General features: G+C 72.5%; 19 protein-coding genes. 12 read left to right on the forward strand and 7 right to left on the reverse strand.

The genetic code is table 11. The features are described from left to right. Nucleotides 1-12 precede the first annotated feature (12 nt). A complete protein-coding gene (locus ACIQPT_RS03415; RefSeq protein ID WP_401152199.1) occupies nt 13-258 on the reverse strand; it encodes a DUF397 domain-containing protein in 246 nt (81 codons plus the stop codon). Continuing rightward, nucleotides 255-1,139, reverse strand: a complete 885-nt coding sequence (locus tag ACIQPT_RS03420) for a Scr1 family TA system antitoxin-like transcriptional regulator (protein ID WP_401152201.1) — start codon at nt 1,137-1,139, stop codon at nt 255-257. Before ACIQPT_RS03420 ends, ACIQPT_RS03415 begins: the two co-directional genes overlap by 4 nt. 154 nt (nt 1,140-1,293) lie before the next feature. On the opposite strand from ACIQPT_RS03420, the gene ACIQPT_RS03425 reads away from it, so the two are divergent. After that, nucleotides 1,294-1,755, forward strand: coding sequence for an ATP-binding protein (locus tag ACIQPT_RS03425; RefSeq protein ID WP_401152204.1), 462 nt, complete (start codon nt 1,294-1,296; stop codon nt 1,753-1,755). Nucleotides 1,756-1,791: 36 nt separating this feature from the next. Here the strand turns inward: ACIQPT_RS03425 and ACIQPT_RS03430 are convergent, their stop codons facing one another. After that, nucleotides 1,792-2,148, reverse strand: coding sequence for a PRC-barrel domain-containing protein (locus tag ACIQPT_RS03430; protein WP_401152206.1), 357 nt, complete (start codon nt 2,146-2,148; stop codon nt 1,792-1,794). Nucleotides 2,149-2,562: 414 nt separating this feature from the next. Here ACIQPT_RS03430 and ACIQPT_RS03435 point away from each other — a divergent pair, with 414 nt between their 5' ends. The 3 genes from ACIQPT_RS03435 to ACIQPT_RS03445 all read left to right on the forward strand — a co-directional run bounded on the left by ACIQPT_RS03435 (nt 2,563) and on the right by ACIQPT_RS03445 (nt 4,808). Beyond that, nucleotides 2,563-2,766, forward strand: a complete 204-nt coding sequence (locus ACIQPT_RS03435; RefSeq protein ID WP_103511943.1) for a cold-shock protein — start codon at nt 2,563-2,565, stop codon at nt 2,764-2,766. A 177-nt stretch (nt 2,767-2,943) separates the two neighbouring features. Next, complete coding sequence (locus ACIQPT_RS03440; protein ID WP_401152208.1) at nt 2,944-4,398, forward strand: DEAD/DEAH box helicase; 1,455 nt, start codon at nt 2,944-2,946, stop codon at nt 4,396-4,398. 77 nt (nt 4,399-4,475) lie between these two features. Further along, nucleotides 4,476-4,808, forward strand: coding sequence for an SCO5918 family protein (locus ACIQPT_RS03445; protein ID WP_401152211.1), 333 nt, complete (start codon nt 4,476-4,478; stop codon nt 4,806-4,808). A gap of 69 nt (nt 4,809-4,877) precedes the next feature. On the opposite strand, the gene ACIQPT_RS03450 is transcribed toward ACIQPT_RS03445, so the two are convergent. Together ACIQPT_RS03450 and ACIQPT_RS03455 are read right to left on the reverse strand one after the other, a co-directional pair. Next, nucleotides 4,878-5,237 (reverse strand): hypothetical protein, encoded by a 360-nt coding sequence (locus ACIQPT_RS03450; RefSeq protein ID WP_401152214.1) that lies wholly within the window; start codon nt 5,235-5,237, stop codon nt 4,878-4,880. An 82-nt stretch (nt 5,238-5,319) separates the two neighbouring features. Continuing rightward, a complete protein-coding gene (locus tag ACIQPT_RS03455) occupies nt 5,320-5,784 on the reverse strand; it encodes a MarR family winged helix-turn-helix transcriptional regulator (protein ID WP_401152217.1) in 465 nt (154 codons plus the stop codon). Nucleotides 5,785-5,854: 70 nt separating this feature from the next. Between ACIQPT_RS03455 and ACIQPT_RS03460 the strand changes: the two genes are divergently transcribed. Further along, on the forward strand, nt 5,855-6,223 hold the full coding sequence (locus ACIQPT_RS03460) for a VOC family protein (RefSeq protein ID WP_401152220.1): 369 nt from the start codon (nt 5,855-5,857) through the stop codon (nt 6,221-6,223). 104 nt (nt 6,224-6,327) lie between these two features. On the opposite strand, the gene ACIQPT_RS03465 is transcribed toward ACIQPT_RS03460, so the two are convergent. After that, nucleotides 6,328-6,798 (reverse strand): hypothetical protein, encoded by a 471-nt coding sequence (locus ACIQPT_RS03465; protein WP_401152223.1) that lies wholly within the window; start codon nt 6,796-6,798, stop codon nt 6,328-6,330. A gap of 97 nt (nt 6,799-6,895) precedes the next feature. After that, entirely contained in the window at nt 6,896-9,334 is a 2,439-nt protein-coding gene (locus ACIQPT_RS03470; protein WP_401152225.1) for a GTPase-associated protein 1-related protein, read from the reverse strand. A 165-nt stretch (nt 9,335-9,499) separates the two neighbouring features. Here ACIQPT_RS03470 and ACIQPT_RS03475 point away from each other — a divergent pair, with 165 nt between their 5' ends. From ACIQPT_RS03475 to ACIQPT_RS03505, 7 genes are all read left to right on the forward strand, one after another. Then, nucleotides 9,500-10,339 (forward strand): alpha/beta fold hydrolase, encoded by an 840-nt coding sequence (locus tag ACIQPT_RS03475; protein WP_401152227.1) that lies wholly within the window; start codon nt 9,500-9,502, stop codon nt 10,337-10,339. Nucleotides 10,340-10,486: 147 nt separating this feature from the next. Next, nucleotides 10,487-11,350 (forward strand): hypothetical protein, encoded by an 864-nt coding sequence (locus tag ACIQPT_RS03480; protein ID WP_401152230.1) that lies wholly within the window; start codon nt 10,487-10,489, stop codon nt 11,348-11,350. Nucleotides 11,351-11,359: 9 nt separating this feature from the next. Then, nucleotides 11,360-13,573, forward strand: coding sequence for a bifunctional serine/threonine-protein kinase/ABC transporter substrate-binding protein (locus tag ACIQPT_RS03485; protein WP_401152232.1), 2,214 nt, complete (start codon nt 11,360-11,362; stop codon nt 13,571-13,573). Between the two features lies 1 nt (nt 13,574). Next, a complete protein-coding gene (locus ACIQPT_RS03490; RefSeq protein WP_401152235.1) occupies nt 13,575-16,181 on the forward strand; it encodes an ABC transporter substrate-binding protein in 2,607 nt (868 codons plus the stop codon). Nucleotides 16,182-16,551: 370 nt separating this feature from the next. Continuing rightward, entirely contained in the window at nt 16,552-17,580 is a 1,029-nt protein-coding gene (gene tdh, locus ACIQPT_RS03495; protein ID WP_401152238.1) for an L-threonine 3-dehydrogenase, read from the forward strand. Nucleotides 17,581-17,650: 70 nt separating this feature from the next. Beyond that, the gene (locus ACIQPT_RS03500; protein WP_401152240.1) at nt 17,651-18,850 is read left to right on the forward strand and encodes a glycine C-acetyltransferase; all 1,200 of its coding nucleotides are present in this window, start codon (nt 17,651-17,653) and stop codon (nt 18,848-18,850) included. Between the two features lie 158 nt (nt 18,851-19,008). Next, the gene (locus ACIQPT_RS03505; RefSeq protein ID WP_401152242.1) at nt 19,009-19,569 is read left to right on the forward strand and encodes a hypothetical protein; all 561 of its coding nucleotides are present in this window, start codon (nt 19,009-19,011) and stop codon (nt 19,567-19,569) included. The last annotated feature ends 22 nt before the right edge of the window (nt 19,570-19,591 follow it).

Raw genomic sequence — 19,591 nt, forward strand, 5'->3', positions numbered from 1 at the left:
TCAGGAAGCTCGTCAGTCCTGGACGGCGTACGCGAGGAAATGCGTCCAGGCGGTCGGGGCGAGGGCGAGCTCGGGGCTCTCCTCGATCTTGGAGTCGCGTACGTGGATGGTGGCGGGGCAGGCGGCGACCTCGACGCAGTCGTCGCCTGAGCTGCCGCTGTAGCTCGACTTGTGCCACTCCAGCGCGACCTCCACGCACGAGTCGCCGTCGCCGCCGCTGTGGCTGCTCTTGAACCAGGCCAGGTCTGTGGTGCTCATCTCGCTCCTCGCATCCGCCGCAACAGGCTCTTGGAGTCGTCCAATGAGAGAGCCTGTGAACGCATACTGGCACACCGCATCTGGATCACGCTGACCACTTTGGGGTCGGAGATGAACTGCCCGTACATCTGACCCTCGGAGTAGGCGCACCACTGATGTTCAGGCGTCTCCAGCAGTCGCATCGGCCCGTCCAGGCCCGCGTGGTGATGCCGTACCAGCGGCATGATCTGGATCTCCACATTGCGCAACTCGGACAGGTCGATGATGTGGTCGATCAGCTCCCTCGTGACTTCCTCGCCGCCCAAGTCCCTTAGGAGCAGGTGCTCTTCGAGGATGAAGGTGAAAGCGGTATTGGGTCGGTTCCGCAGGAGTTGCTGGCGCTCCAGCCGGGCTGCGAGCTGCGCTTCGATCTGCTCGTCGCCGAGTGGCGGCAGCCGGTCCGCGAACAGCCTCCGCGCGTACGCAGGCGTCTGCAACAGCCCCGGAATCAACCGGCACTCATACGTGTACAAGCTCAGCGCCGTCAGCTCCAGCTGTGCCCACTGCCGGAACCAACTCGCCAGCCCCTTCCGCCGCGTCAGATGCTTTGCCGCGGCCAGAATCACGCCGAACGCGTCGAGCTCACTGTCCGCGCGCTCCGCGAAGTCCGGGGGCGGGAGGCGGCGGCCCTGTTCGATGGAGGCGACGGTCTCGGGTGAGTACCCGACGAGCGGGGCGAACTGTTCCTGTGTCAGCCTCGCCCGCTTGCGGAAGGTCTTGACCACCTCTCCGAACATCTTGAGGATGTATTGCGGTTCGGGTTCGCCGGTACTGCTGCGGTTGCCGCCGTTGCCGAAGGTCCCGTACGTGGTGCTGTCGATGGTCTCCGTGCCGTGCGTCATGTACGGCTACCTCCCCGTGCGCCTGTCCTGGTTCGCCGACCCGTCCATGCTCACGGAACGTGACCCGTACCGTCTACCCTTCGCACCCGTACGCTGACTCAGCGTACGGGTAGCTGACCTGGTGCAGGGAGGTCCGGGCCTGGAATCTGGGGGCATGGAAGCACCTACGAAGACCCAAGCCCCCGTAACCGTACGTGTGTTCAACCGTCAATACTGCGCGGATCCACGCGGTGCCCGGCTCGCCCGCCGCGTCGGCCTCCATAAGCTGCACACCTGGGGCATCCCGTATCTCAGTGACGCCTCGGAGTCGGCGGCCCTGATCATCGGCGAACTGACGGCCAACGCGGCGACCCATGGCCGCGTCCCCGGCCGCAACTTCGAACTGCGCCTGTCGTACCTGCCCGGCGATCCGGCCGTGCCCGGTCTCCTGCGGATCGAGGTGTCCGACACCCGGGGCGAGTGCCGGCCGCCCGGCCCCGGCGAGATCACCGCGCCGGAGGACGGCTCCGACCGTGGGCGCGGGCTACTGATCGTGGAGGCCCTGGCGGACCGCTGGGCGGTCCTCGACCGCGACCCGGGCAAGACGGTCCGGGCGGAGCTGGACCTGCTGTGCTGACGGTTCCGTCGCGAGACCGGCGGGCCTGGCGTGCGGTCAGCGGCGGGCGAGCTGCCGCTCTCCGCCGGCGCCCGGCCGGTAGGGCAGCCCGTAGTACGTGAAGACTTCTTCCTCCGCCTCGGCGGGCAGGATGTCGTCCATGCCGATCGAAGGCGCCTTCTTCACCAGCGCCTTGTCGTAGGCGACCTTGACGTAGTCCGGGCCGACGATCGCCTTGTCGAGGGGGACGAAGGCCAGTTGGTGGCGGGTGGGGAGTCCGACGCGCACGGTGGCCATGGCCGGTTCGTCGGTGGTGGTGTCCACGTAGATCGCTTCGAGAATCCCGATCTTGTGGCCCTCCGGGTCGATGACGTTCCGGTCGCGCCACTCACGGATTTCGGCTGCATGGATCATGGTCTGCCTCCTGAAGCGCTCTCGGGCTGTTGCTCGCGCCCTTGCTCATCCAGGTTATCGGAAAATGCCGGAGTGTAACCGTGGGTTCTTTTTCTGATTCTTCGGACCTGAAACGCTGCGCTCCGGGTGGGGCACTATCTATGGTCGCCGTATGAGGTTTCGGTTCGTCGGGTGAAGAGGGTTTTTGCTTCGCGTGGGGGAGTGGGGTTATTCTCGGCATCCGGATCGTTACGGCGTGCTACTGTCATTCCCAATTGCAGTCTTGCTGTTCCCAAACTTCGAGCGCCGCCGCCGATTTCCGGCTGGTGCAGGCGCTTCCGTTTTTCCGGACATCGTTCTCCGGGTGGGGCATCACCGCGGCGACCCGGCATCCGTACCTCACGGGCCGGTGTACTGCCCCAAGGGAGACACGACATGGCATCCGGCACTGTGAAGTGGTTCAACGCGGCCAAAGGGTTCGGCTTCATCGAGCAGGACGGCGGCGGGGACGATGTGTTCGCCCACTTCTCCAACATAGCCGCCGACGGCTTCCGTGAACTGCTCGAAGGTCAGCAGGTCACTTTCGACATCATGTCGTGCCAGAAGGGTCTGACGGCCGAGAACATCGTTCCCGCCTGACCCTCGCCCGTATCTCGTATCCCGTTTTGATATTTCGTGCTCTCGTCCGACTGCGCGCCTGTGTGCCTGCGCGTCGGGATTTCTCGCACGTTTCTTCCGGTCCGTTCCTGTGATTCCCCGCGCTGTTTCTCCGCTGCGGGAATTCCTTGGTGCGTGCCGTATCAAGGAAGGTCTCCTGTGAACTCCACCCGTACGAACGACCGCACCTCCCGTGCCTCCCACACCCGCAGCCGTACCGGCGGCCGGAGCAGCCCGCGTCCGGTCGGTCGTAGTCGGCGGCCCGTCGTGGTCCAGGGCGAGTTCGCACCGCCGAGGACGCTCACCCCCGCACTGCCCGCCGTCGAGGCGTTCGCCGAACTCGGCATGCCCGCCCTGCTGTTGGCCGCGCTCTCCGCGCAGGGCCTGAGCGTTCCGTTCCCGATCCAGGGCGCGACCCTGCCGAACACCCTCGCGGGGCGTGACGTCCTCGGCCGGGGGCGCACCGGCTCGGGCAAGACCCTGGCCTTCGGCCTGGCGCTGCTGGCCCGTACCGCCGGACAGCGCGCCGAGCCCCGTCAGCCGCTCGCTCTGGTCCTCGTGCCGACGCGTGAGCTTGCTCAGCAGGTCACCGACGCGCTCACCCCGTACGCCCGCTCGGTGAGGCTGCGCCTGGCCACGGTGGTGGGCGGCATGTCCATCAGCCGGCAGGCCAACGCGCTGCGCGGCGGTGTGGAAGTCGTCGTCGCCACCCCGGGGCGGCTCAAGGACCTCATCGAGCGCGGCGACTGCGCCCTGGACCAGGTCGCGATCACCGTGCTGGACGAGGCCGACCAGATGGCCGACATGGGATTCATGCCGCAGGTCACCGCGCTCCTGGACCAGGTCCGTCCCGAGGGTCAGCGCATGCTGTTCTCCGCCACCCTCGACCGTAACGTCGACCTCCTGGTCCGCCGCTACCTCACCGACCCGGTCGTCCACTCCGTCGACCCGTCCGCGGGGGCCGTCACGACGATGGAGCACCATGTCCTGCACGTCCACGGCGGCGACAAGCACCGGGCGACGACCGAGATCGCTGCCCGCGACGGCCGGGTGATCATGTTCCTGGACACCAAGCACGCGGTGGACAAGCTCACCGACCATCTGCTGCACAGCGGCGTACGGGCCGCCGCCCTGCACGGCGGAAAGTCCCAGCCGCAACGGACCCGCACCCTCGCCCAGTTCAAGACCGGGCACGTCACCGTCCTCGTCGCCACGAACGTCGCGGCGCGCGGCATCCACGTCGACCACCTCGACCTCGTCGTCAACGTCGACCCGCCGACCGACCACAAGGACTACCTCCACCGCGGCGGCCGTACCGCACGCGCCGGGGAGTCCGGCAGCGTCGTCACCCTGGTCACGCCCGGCCGGCGCCGCGACATGGCCCGCCTCATGACCGCCGCCGGGATCGCGCCCCTGACCACCCAGGTCCGCTCCGGCGAGGAGGCGCTCAGCCGGATCACCGGATCCCGGGCCCCCTCCGGCATCCCCGTGACGATCACCGCGCCGGTGGCCGAGCGGCGCCGGCGCAGCGCGGCCCCGCGTGGACGGCGCAGCTCCGCTTCCGCCACCCGGCGTGCGACGGGGCGTCAGTCATCCTTCAGCGCCGCCGCGTAGCCTTCGCGGCCGCTCCTCGTCCTTCTTTCCGCCGCTCCGCCGCCGCTACTCCTTCGCTCTTCTCCCTGTGAGGCAACATGCGCTGTGTCATCGCCCGCTTCCCCTTCGACCTCACCAAGAGCGGCGTCCTGGAGTCGATGAGGGGCATCAAGCCCGAGCAGGTCAGCGGTGAGTCCGTGATCATCGGCCGCCGCACCTACCCGGTCAAGCAGGTCGGGCAGGTCATCACCCGCCAGGACCGTCGCGACTTCAGCGCGGGCGAAGTCCTCCGGGCCATGAGCCGGCTCGGCTTCACCTGCACCGGCCGCGCCGCAACCGCAGAGCCCGAGCGCGCACGTGTCGCGCCTCGGCGTGGACTCAGCCCGTTCCAACGGGCCTCCGCACTGCTCGGCAGCCCCGCGGCCGCCTGACGGGCGGGCGCGGGGCTGGTTCGAGCGGCGGCGCCGGTCCGGCCGGCGAGGATCGGTGGGGGAGCGGGGTCAGTGGTTGGAGTAGCTGAAGTCGCCCATGGTCCAGGCGCTGACGTCCTCGATCGCCACGCGGTACATCCCGCCCGTCTCCGGGATGCCCACCGCCCCCTGGAGAATCCGCGCCACATGGAAATGCAGATGTGTGGGCGGCCCCTCCTTGCGCGCGGTGGCGGTGAAGGCGGCGGAGAACTCGCTCAGCCGGGCCGAGTCCGCCAGGACCTCGGAGACCCGCTGCCTCCAGACGGCCTCCGGGGCCAGGCGGCCGGTGATGACAGCACCCCCGGCGACCACGGTCAGAGACATCTGGTTGCTGTGCCCGGACTCCACCAGGGCTGCGACGTCAGTGAGCAACTCGTCAGGCTTCGACATGAAAGAACATTCTAGTCGGCGGCTCCCGCCGGTCCGGGCGGAACGGGACCTGCTGTATCGGAGGTCCTCGGCGCCGCCTCTGCTAAACGCCGTCGTCGCGGTCGCCCCCGCGCAGCGAGTGAGTCATGCTCCGCAGGATCCGGAACGCGCCTGCCTGCTCGGCCTCGGTCATGCCGGCCAGCATTCTGATCTCGACGGACCGGACCGCCACGGTCGCCTTCTCCAGGCTCTGCCGGCCGCGGGGCGTGAGCTGCGCGGGAAGAACCTTCCCGACGGCCGCCTCCGCGGGCCTGGTCACATGGCCGTCCCGCTCCAGCGCCTGGAGCAGCACGTTCATCGACTGCCGTGTCACGAACGCGCCGCGCGCGAGTTCGGAGTTCGACATGCCCGGCCGTTGAGCGAGCAGTTCGAGGCAGGAGTAGTGCGTCACGGTCATCCCGAGCGGACGCAGCACCTCCTCCATGGCTACGCGCAGGGCGCTCGAAGCCTCTTTCAGCAGGTAGCCCAGTGATGTGTCCAGGTCGACGCCGTGGCCCTTTTGACTCATGTCAGAAGTCTGACATACATTGGTGAGTGTCAGAAGACTGACACGAAGTGCGACGAGAAGGAGCACCGCCATGCCCGCCACCGGTCCCGATTTCCTCTCGCTCCAGACGCGCGACCTCGACGCCTCGCAGGCGTTCTACGAGCAGTACCTCGGCCTCGTCCGCTCGCAGGCCGGGCCTCCGCACGCCGTCGTCTTCGAGACGAAGCCGATCGCGTTCGCACTCCGCGAGATCGTCCCCGGAACGGACCTCGTGTCCGTCGCCCAGCCCGGCATCGGCGTGGCGCTCTGGCTCCACGCCACGGACGTCCAGGCGATCCACGACGCGCTCGCCGCCGCCGGTCACACCATCGTCTCGGCCCCCGTCGACGGCCCCTTCGGCCGGACGTTCACCTTCGCCGACCCCGACGGCTACCACGTCACGCTCCACGACCGCGCCTGACGGGTACGCGGCCGGCACTTCGACCAGGTCGGACTCAGGTCCGCCCGCGGCAGGCAGGCAGGCCAGCCGCGCAGCCGCGTAACCGTCCGCCTTGATTCGCGGTTTCAGCCTGCGGGGCTCTGCGGCGCGCGGTCCATCGGGTCATCGGTCGCCTCTCGCCCCCGCCAGCTCTTGTCCGCGGCTCGCCACCCGGCGCGTGTATGGGTCCAGGGCAGGGAATCAACGGGGTGCAGGCGTGAGTGCCGGAGTACAGCGCGGAGGGCGATGAGCCCCGGCCCGGCATCCGGGCGTACGAGCACTCCCGCGTCGAGGTCCTTCGCCGTGGGGAGGGGCGGGCGATCAATGTTGAGGTTCTGCGGTCCTGCTCCGATCAGCCATAGAAGGATCCCGTCGCTTACCGCCTGCGCGCACTCCTCGTCGATGTCCTCGGGGCCGAGCGGGTTGACGAATGCGAAGCCGAGCCGCCCGTCCGGCAGCGGCTCGAAGTCCACGGTGAACCAGGCGAACCCGCCCATGCAGCTGGGCCGGGTGTAGCGGACGTGGACGTCGTGGCGGGCTTCGGTGGGGAATCGCATGCGGGAAGCGTGCCCGTTCGGCGGAGGCCGGAGCAACGGGATTCCGGGTGCCTCCGCTGTGGCCTTGACGCGGGTCCCCCGGCTCCCCCCTCGGGGCTCACCCCCGCCGCACCCGCCCCGCGATCCGGCGGCCCAGCCGCCCCAGGGTGCTGACACGGTTCCAGTCGCGGAAGGCGTCCGCCCGGCCGCTGCTGCCCGTCCGGCCCACCGTCGCCTCGACCTCCGCGACCGCCTCGGTCGACATGGTGCGTACGGCGGGGCGCAGGACCTCGTCCAGGAGGGCGGCGGCCACCGGTGGCCAGGTGCGGCCCGCGTGCGGGTGGGCGGTCCAGACCGTGAAGCAGTCCGCCGCGTAGGCGGGCTGGGTGCGCAGCCGGGTCCGTACGGTTTCCGTCCGTGCGGCGCGGTCGTACGCGGCGATCAGGGCGGCGTCCTCGCCGTGGACGAAGTCGTACAGCTCCGCCCCCGGGCGGTCGGGGGCCAGCAGGCGTTCGACCAGGGCCGCGTATGCCCGCTCCCGGAGTGCCGGTTCTATCGGTTCCGCCTGTGCGCACAGGGTGCGGACCCGTTCCGCCCAGCCGGGCTCCGGTGCCCCCGTACGCAGTTCGCGGACCAGGTCCAGCAGGAGGAGGCCGGCCCGTTCGCGGCCGCCGATCTCCCTCGGGAAGCCGCGCAGCAGGTCGTGGGCGAGGCCGGCCGCCTCGTCCGTGCCGGCGGAGGACGCGCTGAGCGCCGCGTCGACCAGGCGGGCCCACGTACCGGCCGCGCGGTGCGCGTCGGACGTGGCCGCGTCCAGCAACAGGCGGGCCTCCTCGACCGTCGGGGCGCGGTCCTCCCAGACCAGGCCCACCGCCGTGCGCAGGACCAGCGGTTCGGCGAAGGGAGAGAGGCCGGCGGCCCGCAGCACCCGGTGCCACACCGCCGCCCGGTCTCCGCCCAGCGTCGCCATCGCCCCCGGCACCTCGGCGCACATCCGCAGATGCGGCAACGTCTGCGTCCCCGTGAACGGCAGCGTGACCCGCTCCAGGAACCGGGCCACCGCCCCGGGATCCCGGGGCGCGATCCGGTCCAGCGCGCCGAGCAGCGCCGTCCGCACCTCGAACTGCTCGTCCAGCAGTTCCAGCAGCGCCGGGGTGAACGGCGGGGAGTCCTCGTGCGCCGCCTCCGCCAGCAGTGCCGGTGCCAGCCGGTCCACGACCCCGGACAGCAGATCCGTGGCTTCTACGCTCAGCAGCCGTGCCACCCGTAGCAGTTGCACCGTCCGCGCCACCGACAGCGGCCCCGCCGTGTCGCCCAGCTCGGTCAGGATCTCCGGGCCCAGCCGCCCGGCGACCTCCGCCCCCTCCGGGCCCGCGAACGCGTCCCGGCGCGGCAGTTCCAGCGAGCCGTTGCCGCCCCGCACCGCCTCCGTGACCAGCATCGCCGCCAGCGGGGCCGTGAGCGAAGTCGGGCAGCGGCCCTCCAGGGCGCCGAACAGCCGCCCGGCCGCGTCGAATTCGGGGGCCGTGCGGTCGTCTATGCCGGGGGACGTGAGCGCCTCGACGAGCTGGCCGGTGCGCTTCGCGTCCAGCGCGTAGGGGCGTTCGGCGGCCCAACCGGCCGCCGCCGCACGGCCGTCCGGGCCGAGCGTGATCCCCGCGCACAGGGCCACCACCGCCAACGGCCCTGCCGCGAACGGTTCTCCGGGCAGTTCGCGCGCCTCCCGGAACAGTTCCGGCGACCGGCTCCGCCATATCCGGGCCGCCGTCGTCGCCCACACGTCCTCCGTGCTGCCCGCCGGGGTCTGCCCCGCGCATTCGTGCACCCGCAGGCCCGCCGCTCGTGCCGCCGCCGCGTCCTCGGGCAGCACCCCCACCACCCGCGACACCGAACTCCCCGGCCGCCGGGTGTACGTGGTGAACGTCAGCCGCTCCGCGCTCTCCCTCGGCAAGGTGACGGATGCCAGACCCAGCCACCGGGCCACGTCCGCGCACTGCCGCTCCACCAGCACCACCGGCTGCCCACCGGCCGCCTCCGCGTCGCTCGCCCGGCGCAGATCCGCCAGTACGGCCGCGAGCCAGGGGCCGCGCGAGACGGCGAAGTCGTCGAGGCCCTCGGAGACCGCCGCCGGGCCCGGCGGCAGCGTCAGCGGGTCCGGTATCGCCCCGCCGGGCGTCACCGACACCCAGAGCGGCGAACGCCACGCCTCGACCGGCAGCCGGTCGCCCGGCAGCGGAACCCCCGGCGGCAGATGCACCGCGTGCGCATGGAACCGGACACCCGGCCCCGCGCCGCCGCCCGTGTCCCGTACCGGAGCCGAACGCGCCACCAGCCGGCTGCCGTCGGACAGGACCGCGTACCCGAAAGCCTGGGGCAGTGAGCGCAGTTCGCCGTCCGACGGGCGGTCGGGGACGCCTGCGGGAAGCTCGTAGCGCACCAGGGGTTCGATCTCCGCCAGCAGGGCCCCCGACACCCCGGGACCGACCGCCGTGAACCGGCCCGGCGCTCCCTCGTCCCCCGGCGCGGCGGAGGTGTAGTGCACCTGTGCAAGGCTCATCTGTCGGCCCTCTTCGTCCTGCCGCGCCCGGTCCCCGTGCCCACCCCGTACGGCTGGGTCGGGGGAGAAGCCCGCAGCCGCGGAGGCGACGTTATCAAGGACGGGAAGGTAATCCCTACGCTGCGTCAGGCCTCGGCCCGAGGTCGGCTGGACTACGTTGACCGCATGGGCGACGTGAGGCTTTCCGCGGGCGTGATCGACTATCAGGACACCGGTGGCGACGGGCCGGTGGTGGTCCTCCTGCACGGTGTGGCCATGGACGGCTCGCTGTGGGACGACGTCGTCGCCGGGCTCGGGGACGGGGTGCGGTGCATCGTGCCGACCCTGCCGCTCGGCGGGCACCGCAGGCCCATGGACGCCGGGGCCGATCTGTCGGTCCTCGGGGTCGCGCGGCTGGTCGCGGAGTTCCTGGAAGCCCTCGGGCTGGAGGACGTGACCCTGGTGATGAACGACTGGGGCGGCGCTCAGGCGCTGGTCGCCGACGGGCGGGCCGACCGGATCGGGCGGCTCGTCATCACGTCCTGCGAGGCGTTCGACAACTATCCGCCCGGGCTGCCCGGCCGGAACCTCGCCACCTTCGCCAGACTGCCCGGAGGGCTCAGGTTCGCCTTCTCGCTGCTCCGGCTGAAGCCCGCCAGGCGACTGCCCATGACCTGGGGGTGGATGAGCAAGCGGCCCGTCCCGCACGCCACGATGGACCGGTGGTTCCGGCCGGTGCTGACCTCCCCGGAGATCCGGCGCGACCTGCGCGCCTATGTGCTCGGCGTACCGGAGAAGGCCGAGCTCCTGCGGTGGGCCGAGCAATTGCGCACGTTCGACCGGCCCGCGCTGGTGCTCTGGGCGACCGAGGACCGTGTCATGCCGCTCGACCACGGGCGACGCCTCGCCGAGATCCTCCCGCAGGGGAGGCTGGTCGAGATCGCCGACAGCTACACGCTGATCCCTCAGGACCGGCCGGACGCCCTCGTCGAGCACATCGGCGCATTCCTCGCGGAGACGGCCTGACGGCCGGGGCATGAGGGTTCGGGGCGGGAGACCCCGGAGCAGGTGCCGTCCAGGTCCCGACGAGGTAACAGTCCCCCGACAGCCGCCGCCGACCATGCCGGGCGAACTTATGATCGACGCGGCGTCGAGGAGGAACGGGGAAACGCTGTGACCTGTCACGTGCCGTTAAGAGGTATCCGGTTCGCGCTGCCCCTGGCCCTGGCGACCGTCCTGCTCGCCGGCTGCTCCGGCGGCGGCGCGGACGACCCCGGGGACGTGGAGAAGCGCGACGCCTCGGCGAGTACGAGTGCGAGTTCGAGTGCGAAGGGGGGCGCGGGCTCGGAGTCCGGCGGTGGCACCGGGGCCGGTCCGTCCCCCGGCGCGACGGACCCGTTCGAACCCGACCCCGCCCGGCTCCCGAAGACCCGGGCGGCGGCACGCGCGTTCATCGACCGCGTCATCGCGGGACCCGACAGCTTCGGCCCCGGCGTGGTGAAGCGGAGCCCGTACGAGAGCGACCCGGCCACTTGGCCCGTGCTCGGCGAGGACTGCGTCTGGCAGCAGCGGAAGCCCGACTTCAGCGTCCTGGCCACCCTCACCCGGTCGTTCGAGGTGCCCGCCGAGAAGGGCAAGGGGCCGGTGCGTCTCGCCGCCGTCGTCACCGTGCACCGCACCCGCGAGGACGCGGCCTGGGAGATGGCGGAGTCGATCGAGGAGACCATGCGCTGCCCCACCCAGCAGTTGCGCGAGGGTGAACTGATCGGCTCCATGGTCGCCGCGGCACTGCTGGGCGGCGAGGCCACCCAGACCAGCTCCGAGGACTCCCTCAGCGAGCAGGGGCAGTACCAGAGCTCCGAGCTCGGCGGGCCGCACCACTACGCCTGGCAGCAGGCGCAGACGCTGCAGTTCACCGTCGCCGTGACCGGCAAGGGGGCGAAGGGGCGCACCGAGCGGGAGATCGACGGTCTGGTCGTCCAGGCGCAGGCCGCCATGCTGGTCCGGCTGGAATCCGCCGTCGAGAAGCAGAGCTGAGGCCGGGCGATGGACGACCTGCGACCCACCGACCCCGCCCGGATCGGCGGCCACCGGCTCCTCGGCCGCCTCGGCGCGGGCGGCATGGGTGTCGTCTACCTCGGACGCACCGACGCCGGAGCGCTCGCCGCGATCAAGGTGATCCTGCCCGAGTACGCGGGTGACGAGGACTTCCGGACCCGCTTCCGCCGCGAGGCCGAGGCTGCCCGCCGGGTCGACAGCCCCTGGGCCGTGCCCGTCACCGGCGCCGACACCGAGGCCGAACGCCCCTGGCTCGCCACGGAGTTCGTGCCCGGTCCGACGCTCTCCGACGTCGTCGCCCGGCGCGGGCCGCTGCCCGTGCGCAGCGTCACCGTCCTCGGCCGGCTGCTGGCCCGCGCCCTGGCCGCCGTGCACACCGCCGGGCTCGTCCACCGCGACGTCAAACCGGGCAACGTCCTCCTGACGGCCGGCGGCCCCCGGCTGATCGACTTCGGGATCGCCCGCGCCGCCGACGCCACCGCCCTGACCGCCACCGGGCTCGTCGTCGGCACCCCCGGCTTCCTCCCGCCCGAGCAGGCGGCCGGGAACCCTGCCGGGCCCGCCGGGGACGTCTTCTCGCTCGGCTGCCTCCTGGCGTACGCGGCCACCGGCCGGACGCCCTTCGGCAGCGGCGCGGTCGACGCCGTCCTCTACCGCACCGTCCACGACGCACCCGACCTCGACGGCATCGAGGACCCCGGGCTGCGCGTGCTGCTGGAGCGGTGCCTCGCCAAGGACCCCGACGATCGTCCGGCCGCCGCCGACCTCGACACCCTGATCGCCGAGGACGTACCGGCCGGGGCGACCGCCGACTGGCTGCCCGAGGACGTCGTCCGGATCATCGCGGACCGGTCCGCCGTCCTGCTGGCCCTGCCCGACATCGACGCCACCGTCACCGAGAAGCCCGGACCGCCCGGCCCCGCCACCGGCCGGCGGCGGTTCCTGCTGTTCGCGGCGGGTGGCGCGCTGGCCCTCGGCGCGGGCGCCTTCGCCGCCGTACGCCTCACCGGCGGCGAGAACGGTGGCGGCGGCGGGGACGGGGCCCCGGGCGGACGCCGCTGGATCATCGGCGTGCACGCCGACCTCACCGGACCCCTGAGCGCCGCCGGGCGCGCCCAGGAACGCGGCGTCCGGCTCGCTGTCGACCGCTTCAACGCCCTCGACGACCAGCCCTTCCGGCTCGCCGTGAAGGTCCTCGACGACCAGGGCGACGCCGGTCGCTCCGCCCGGGTCGCCGAGGAGTTCGCCCGTGACCCGGAGGTCATCGCGGTCATCGGCCCCACCGGCGACGAGGCGGCCGGGGCCGCCCTCTCCACGTACGACGAGGCCGTGCTGCCGGTCCTGACGGTGTCGGCGCTCCAGATCACCTTCCCGAAGCGGGCCAACGGTTCCTTCTTCCAGGCCGCCCCCACCTACGCCTCGCTCTCCATCCCCATCGTCAACCGCCTCCTGCTGCGCCCCGACGTCGAGAGGCTGGGCATCCTGGTCGACCGGTCCGGCGGGCAGGCGGCCTACCAGTCGGGTTACGCGGCCAACCTGATGACCCCCAACCTCACCACCGGCACCACCCACCCCCGTGTGGTGCCCGCCGGGACGCGCGTCTTCGACCCGGTCGTCACCGACCTCCTGTCCCACCGGAGCGACGCCCTCTTCTACGCCGGTGACGCGACCGGCGCCGCCCGGGTCGCCCGCATCCTGGCCGAACTCTCCTTCAAGGGACCGTGCATGGCCCAGCACACCGTCATGGGGCCGGATTTCCTGAATCAGGCGGGTGAGGCGGCCGACGGCTGGGAGTTCATCGCACCGTTCATCGACGCGAGCGCCCCGGCCGCCGCGACGTTCGCCGCCGCCCACCGCAAACGCTTCGACGCCGCGCCCGCCGCCTGGTCGGCCGAGGCGTACGACGTGGCGGGGCTCGTCGCCCGCGAACTGGCCGCCCTCGCCGTCGCCGCCGCCAAGGAGGCGTCGGCCGGTGCCGAGGAGGCGTCGGCCGGCGCCACTCCTTCCGGCGACGGCCGGCCGGCCGGGCCCACCCGGTCCGGGCTGACCGCCGCGATCGCCGCCGCCCGGTACGAGGGGATCTCCCGCACGTACGCGTTCGACGAGAAGCGCCAGCAACTCGTCGGCCAGGACGCCTACCTGTACCGGGTGGAGAAGGGCCGCCACCGCTACGTCGGCCCGGCCCCGAAACCGAAGAGCTGACGTGCGTCCCCTTACCTCCGAGGACCCCCGCACCGTCGGCCCGTACCGCACGCTCGTCCGGCTCGGCGCGGGCGGCATGGGCGTGGTCTACCTGGCGCGCTCGGCGGGCGGGACGCTCGCCGCCGTCAAGGTGATCCGGGCCGAGCACGCCGCCGACCCAGGCTTCCGGGCCCGCTTCCGGCGCGAGGCGGAGGCCGCCGCCCGGATCACGGGCTCGTGGGTGGTCCCGGTGCTGGGCGCGGACACGGAGGCCCACGAGCCGTGGCTGGCGACCGCGTTCGTCCCCGGGCCCTCGCTGGCCGAGGTGGTCGGCGCGGGCGGCGCGCTGCCCACGACCACCGTCCGGGCGCTCGGCAGCCGGCTCGCCGCGGCCCTCGTCGCGGTCCACGAGGCCGGGCTGATCCACCGTGACGTCAAACCCGGCAATGTGCTCCTCGCCCTCGACGGCCCCCGCCTCATCGACTTCGGGATCGCCCGCCACGAGGGAGCCACCGCGCTGACCACCACCGGCGCGGTGATCGGGACGCCCGGCTACCTGGCACCCGAACAGGCGTCGGCCGGGCCGCTGGGGCCGCCGTGCGACGTGTTCTCGCTCGGCTGTGTCCTCGTGTACGCGGCGACCGGGCGGCGGCCGTTCGGCGAGGGCGGCGGGGCGGGCGTCCTGTTCCGCACGGTCCACGAGGAGGCGGACCTGACGGGCGTACCGCCCGGCCTGGCCCCCTTGATCACCGCCTGCCTCGCCAAGGACCCGGCCGCCCGGCCGACCGCGAGCGAAGTCCGCGACGCGCTGGCGGGGGATGGGGAGGCCGCTCCGGACGGCCCCGGGGATCCGGGGGCGGGAGCGGGCGGGACCGCGACCCCGGGCCTCGGCGCGCCCTCGGGCTGCGGGGCGGACCCGGGCTGCGGGGCGGACCCGGGCCGGGAGGTGGACCCGGGCAGAGCGAGGGGCCCGGGCCGGGCGAGGGATCCGCGAGAGTCCTTGGACCTGTGGGGTGCCCCGGCCCGGCGGGAAGCCCCGGACGCCCACGAGTCCCCGGGCCCGCACCAGTCCCCGGACCGGGGTCCGACCCCGGGCCCGCAGGAGTCCCCGGGTCCGCACAGGTCCCCAGGCCTCCACCAGTCCCCGGACCGAGGACCGACCCCGGGCCCGCAGGAGTCCCCGGGTCCGCACAGGTCTCCGGACCGGGGCCCGACCCCGGGCCCGCAGGAGTCCCCGGGCCCACACGAGTCCCCCCGTACCGCCCCCGAGCCCAGCACCACCGCCCCCGCGTCCGACCCCTGGCGGATGCCCGCCGGGCTCGCAGCGCTGATCGCCGAGCGGTCCGCCGCCGCCCTCGCGCTCCCGGACCCCGAGCCGCTGCCGGTCACGCTCGCCACCGCCGAGGCCGGAAGCGCGACCGGTCCCACTCGGCGGAGGCTGCTGACCGCCGGGGCCGCCGGGGCCGTCCTCCTCGTCGGCGGCTCCACCGCGGCCTGGTTCGCCCTGCGGGAGCGCGGCGAGGGGGCGGGCGGCCCCTCGGCGGGATCCGGGGAGCCGCCCACGTACACGATCGGCCTCCACGCCGACCTCGGCGGACCCGGCCGGGCCGCCGGGCTGGCCCACCAGCGCGGCGCCCAGCTCGCCGTCGCCGACCACAACTCCCGTACCGACAAGGCCTTCCGGCTCGCCCTGCGCACCGAGGACGACGCGGGGGACCCGGCGGCGGCACTCCGGGCGGCCGGGCGGCTGGCGGCGGACCCGGCCGTCGTCGCGGTGCTCGGCCCCACCGGGGACGTGCTGCGCGAGGACCTCGTCAAGCGGTACGGCACAGCACGGCTGGCCACTGTCGTCGTCGCGGCGGGCTCCAGCACCGTCGAGTCCGGCACCGCCCTCCACCTCTGCGTGACCCGCCCCTTCGACCGGATGCTCCCGCCCGGCCTCATCAGCTACCTCACCCGCACCCGCCCCGCGACCCGCATCCTGCTCGTCGAGGACGCCGCCGATCCCGGGCTCGCGGGGGAGGTCGGGGGCACGTTCCGCGAGGCCGCCCTCACCGGCGCCACCCTCATCGAACATCCTCTCGCCCGGGGGAACGCGGGCTTCGGCGCGGTCGCCCGCAAGGCCGTGACCGGCAGGGCGGACGCCGTGGTGCTCGGGGGCGGCGACCCGGCCCGGGCCGCCCGCCTGGCCACCGCACTGGCGGACGAGGGCTTCACCGGCACCCGGGTCGCCGCCGGACCCGCCCTCGGGCCCGCCTTCCTCAAGGGGGCGGGCGAGGCGGCCGAAGGCTGGGTCTTCGCCGAGGCGTACGCCGACCCCACCGCCCTCCCGGCGGCCGAGGCGTTCACCGCCGCCCACCGCAAGCGCTTCGGCGCACCCCCGGCCACCTGGGCCGCCGAGGCGTACGACGCGGTCGGCCTGATCGCCCGCGCCGCCGGGACCACCAGCGCCTCGGGCGAGGTGCGCAGCGGCATAGCCCAGCGGCTCGTCCGGACCGAGCACCGGGGCATCGTGCGCACCCTCGCCTTCCACACCTCGACCCGCCAGGTGCGGTACGAGAACGGGATCTTCCTCTACCGGATCGAGAAGGGCCGCCCCCGCTTCCTGGGCCCGTACGGCGAGCTGTAACCGAGGACGCCGCAACCGAGGACGCCGCAACCGAGGACGCTGCACCCGAGGAGGCCGCAGCCGAGGACGCTGTAACCGAGGAAACGAAGGCCACGGCGCGGCAGCGGTCGGTGAAGCCACGGCCAGGTGTGAAGATCTCCTGCGGCGGCGCTTAAGAAATCCTCGATGGACCTGGGACCCCGCCGTACGGCAGCCTTCTCGGTGACGGCCGGGGACGGCGCGTGGAGCCTTTCGAGATGCTCCGTCCCGTCCCGCCGAACCCCCACGATGGTGGGTGACACCCAAGATCCACCCCGGGCCGCAGGGTTCCTCCGACATGCCCCGAGGCCCGGGGTATCCACTCGCGTACCGACGTCAGGGAGCCACAGCCGTGAAGGCACTCGTCAAGCAGAAGGCCGAACCCGGACTGTGGCTGATGGACGTGCCGGAGCCGGAGTACGGCCCCAACGACGTCCTGATCAAGGTCCTGCGCACCGGTATCTGCGGCACCGACCTGCACATCCGCGCCTATGACGGCTGGGCCCAGCAGGCGGTCACCACCCCGCTCGTCCTCGGCCACGAGTTCGTCGGCGAGGTCGCCGCGACCGGGTCCGACGTCGTGGACATCGCCACCGGCGACCTGGTCAGCGGCGAGGGCCACCTCGTCTGCGGCAAGTGCCGCAACTGTCTCGCCGGCCGCCGCCACCTCTGCCGCTCCACCGTCGGCCTCGGCGTCGGCCGGGACGGGGCGTTCGCGGAGTACGTGGTCCTGCCCGCGTCCAACGTGTGGGTGCACCGGGTCCCCGTCGACCTCGACATCGCGGCGATCTTCGACCCGTTCGGCAACGCCGTGCACACCGCGCTCTCCTTCCCGCTGGTCGGCGAGGACGTCCTGATCACCGGCGCCGGCCCGATCGGCATCATGGCCGCCGCCGTCGCCCGGCACGCCGGCGCCCGCAACGTCGTCATCACCGACGTCAGCGAGGCCCGCCTCGCCCTCGCCCGCAAGGTCGGCGTCAGCCTCGCCCTCAACGTCGCGGACCGGACCATCGCGGACGGCCAGCGGGAGCTCGGCCTGCGCGAGGGCTTCGACATCGGCCTGGAGATGTCCGGCCGCCCCGAGGCGATGCGCGACATGGTCGCGAACATGACGCACGGCGGCCGGATCGCGATGCTCGGCCTGCCCGCCGAGGAGTTCGCCGTCGACTGGTCCCGCATCGTCACCTCGATGATCACCATCAAGGGGATCTACGGCCGCGAGATGTACGAGACCTGGTACGCCATGTCCGTCCTGCTGGAGGGCGGCCTCGACCTCGCCCCCGTGATCACCGGCCGGTACGGCTTCCGCGACTTCGAGGCGGCCTTCGACGACGCCGCGAGCGGCCTCGGCGGCAAGGTCATCCTCGACTGGACCGTCTGACTTCCCCGACCGGACCGTCTGACCTTCGAACCTCTCTCGCATCCTTTCCTCGCATCCTTAAGGAATCCGCATGTTCGACTCCGTACGCGACGATCTGCGCACCACCCTCGACGAGATCCGCGCCGCCGGGCTGCACAAGCCCGAGCGCGTGATCGGCACCCCGCAGTCCGCGACGGTGGCCGTCACCTCCGGCGGACGCGCCGGCGAGGTCCTCAACTTCTGCGCCAACAACTACCTCGGCCTCGCCGACCACCCCGAGGTCATCGCCGCCGCCCACGAGGCGCTGGACCGCTGGGGCTACGGGCTCGCCTCGGTCCGCTTCATCTGCGGCACCCAGGAGGTCCACAAGGAGCTGGAGCAGCGGCTCTCGGCCTTCCTCGGCCAGGAGGACACGATCCTCTACTCCTCCTGCTTCGACGCCAACGGCGGAGTCTTCGAAACGCTGCTCGGCCCGGAGGACGCGGTCATCTCCGACGCCCTCAACCACGCCTCCATCATCGACGGCATCCGGCTCTCCAAGGCGAAGCGCCACCGCTACGCCAACCGCGACATGGCCGACCTGGAGACGCAGCTCAAGGAGGCGTCCGGAGCCCGCCGCCGCCTCATCGTCACCGACGGCGTCTTCTCCATGGACGGGTACGTCGCCCCGCTCCAGGAGATCTGCGACCTGGCCGACCGCTACGACGCCATGGTCATGGTCGACGACTCGCACGCCGTCGGCTTCGTCGGCCCCGGCGGACGCGGCACGCCCGAACTGCACGGTGTCATGGACCGGGTCGACATCATCACCGGCACCCTCGGCAAGGCGCTCGGCGGAGCCTCCGGCGGTTACGTCGCGGCCCGCGCCGAGATCGTCGCCCTGCTGCGCCAGCGCTCGCGCCCGTACCTCTTCTCCAACTCCCTCGCCCCGGTCATCGCCGCCGCCTCCCTCAAGGTCATCGACCTGCTGGAGTCCGCCGGAGACCTGCGCGAGCAGCTCAACGCCAACACCGCGCTCTTCCGCACCCGGATGACCGAGGAGGGCTTCGACATCCTGCCCGGCGACCACGCCATCGCCCCCGTCATGATCGGCGACGCGGGCAAGGCGGGCCGGATGGCGGAACTGCTCCTGGAGCGCGGGGTGTACGTGATCGGCTTCTCCTACCCGGTCGTCCCGCAGGACGCGGCCCGGATCCGCGTCCAGCTCTCCGCCGCCCACTCCACGGCCGACGTGAACCGCGCCGTGGACGCGTTCGTCGACGCGCGGGCCGCGCTGGAGGCCCAGGGCTGATCCAGAAGTCGCCGGCGTGCCGGGTGGGCCGTCCGGGAAAGTCCCCGGTCCTCACCCGGCTCCTGTCGCTGGCCGGTTCGGATCTTCGCCCGCCCCGCCCGCCCAGCCCCGCCCCCCTCGCCGCGGGCACGGGGCGGGGTTTCGGTAACGTCCGTTCCATGACCGCCCTCGATGCCCTCGTCCGCCTCTGCCCGCCGCCCGCCGGCCACTCGCCCGCGGTGGACTGGGCGCAGGCCGAGCGCGAGCTCGGATCGGCTCTGCCCGCCGACTACAAGCAGCTCGTCGAGACGTACGGCGACGGCGTCTTCGACGAGACGATCTGGCTGCTCGTCCCCGACTCCGCCCATGACACATGCGACCTGCGCGCGCGGACGACGGAGCGGGACGAGGTCCTGGCCGGACTGTGGGAAGTGGGCGAGGAGAAACCGGCCGGACTGCTGGAGGCGGGGGCGCGGATCCTGCCGTGGGCGTTCGACGGGTTCAGCGGGGCGTTTCTGTACTGGCTGGCACGGCCCGGTCAGCATCCCGACGAGTGGACCGTGCTCTACAACGAGGGACAGGGCCCGCTGTGGGAGCCTCACGACATGGGGTGCCTCGCCTTCCTGCTGGCGGTGCTCACAGGAACGGCGGAAACGGAGTACTTCGGCTATCTCCACGACGTGCTGAAGCCGACGGAGCACCGCTTCGCGGCGGCCGACCAGGTCCTCGGACGTCCATGAGGTCGGGGCCTCGACCGCCACC

Origin of the sequence: Streptomyces sp. NPDC091289, assembly GCF_044757365.1 — a bacterium.
Classification (GTDB): Bacteria; Actinomycetota; Actinomycetes; order Streptomycetales; family Streptomycetaceae; genus Streptomyces.

What these genes read in the sequence shown, in the direction of transcription:
- ACIQPT_RS03465 (WP_401152223.1), bottom strand. Translation starts at nt 6,798, where the DNA reads ATGCGATTCCCCACCGAAGCCCGCCACGACGTCCACGTCCGCTACACC.
- ACIQPT_RS03450 (WP_401152214.1), bottom strand. Translation starts at nt 5,237, where the DNA reads ATGTCGAAGCCTGACGAGTTGCTCACTGACGTCGCAGCCCTGGTGGAG.
- ACIQPT_RS03425 (WP_401152204.1), top strand. Translation starts at nt 1,294, where the DNA reads ATGGAAGCACCTACGAAGACCCAAGCCCCCGTAACCGTACGTGTGTTC.
- ACIQPT_RS03415 (WP_401152199.1), bottom strand. Translation starts at nt 258, where the DNA reads ATGAGCACCACAGACCTGGCCTGGTTCAAGAGCAGCCACAGCGGCGGC.
- ACIQPT_RS03485 (WP_401152232.1), top strand. Translation starts at nt 11,360, where the DNA reads ATGGACGACCTGCGACCCACCGACCCCGCCCGGATCGGCGGCCACCGG.
- ACIQPT_RS03500 (WP_401152240.1), top strand. Translation starts at nt 17,651, where the DNA reads ATGTTCGACTCCGTACGCGACGATCTGCGCACCACCCTCGACGAGATC.
- ACIQPT_RS03430 (WP_401152206.1), bottom strand. Translation starts at nt 2,148, where the DNA reads ATGATCCATGCAGCCGAAATCCGTGAGTGGCGCGACCGGAACGTCATC.
- ACIQPT_RS03455 (WP_401152217.1), bottom strand. Translation starts at nt 5,784, where the DNA reads ATGAGTCAAAAGGGCCACGGCGTCGACCTGGACACATCACTGGGCTAC.
- ACIQPT_RS03445 (WP_401152211.1), top strand. Translation starts at nt 4,476, where the DNA reads ATGCGCTGTGTCATCGCCCGCTTCCCCTTCGACCTCACCAAGAGCGGC.
- ACIQPT_RS03475 (WP_401152227.1), top strand. Translation starts at nt 9,500, where the DNA reads ATGGGCGACGTGAGGCTTTCCGCGGGCGTGATCGACTATCAGGACACC.
- ACIQPT_RS03435 (WP_103511943.1), top strand. Translation starts at nt 2,563, where the DNA reads ATGGCATCCGGCACTGTGAAGTGGTTCAACGCGGCCAAAGGGTTCGGC.
- ACIQPT_RS03460 (WP_401152220.1), top strand. Translation starts at nt 5,855, where the DNA reads ATGCCCGCCACCGGTCCCGATTTCCTCTCGCTCCAGACGCGCGACCTC.
- ACIQPT_RS03505 (WP_401152242.1), top strand. Translation starts at nt 19,009, where the DNA reads ATGACCGCCCTCGATGCCCTCGTCCGCCTCTGCCCGCCGCCCGCCGGC.
- ACIQPT_RS03420 (WP_401152201.1), bottom strand. Translation starts at nt 1,139, where the DNA reads ATGACGCACGGCACGGAGACCATCGACAGCACCACGTACGGGACCTTC.
- ACIQPT_RS03470 (WP_401152225.1), bottom strand. Translation starts at nt 9,334, where the DNA reads ATGAGCCTTGCACAGGTGCACTACACCTCCGCCGCGCCGGGGGACGAG.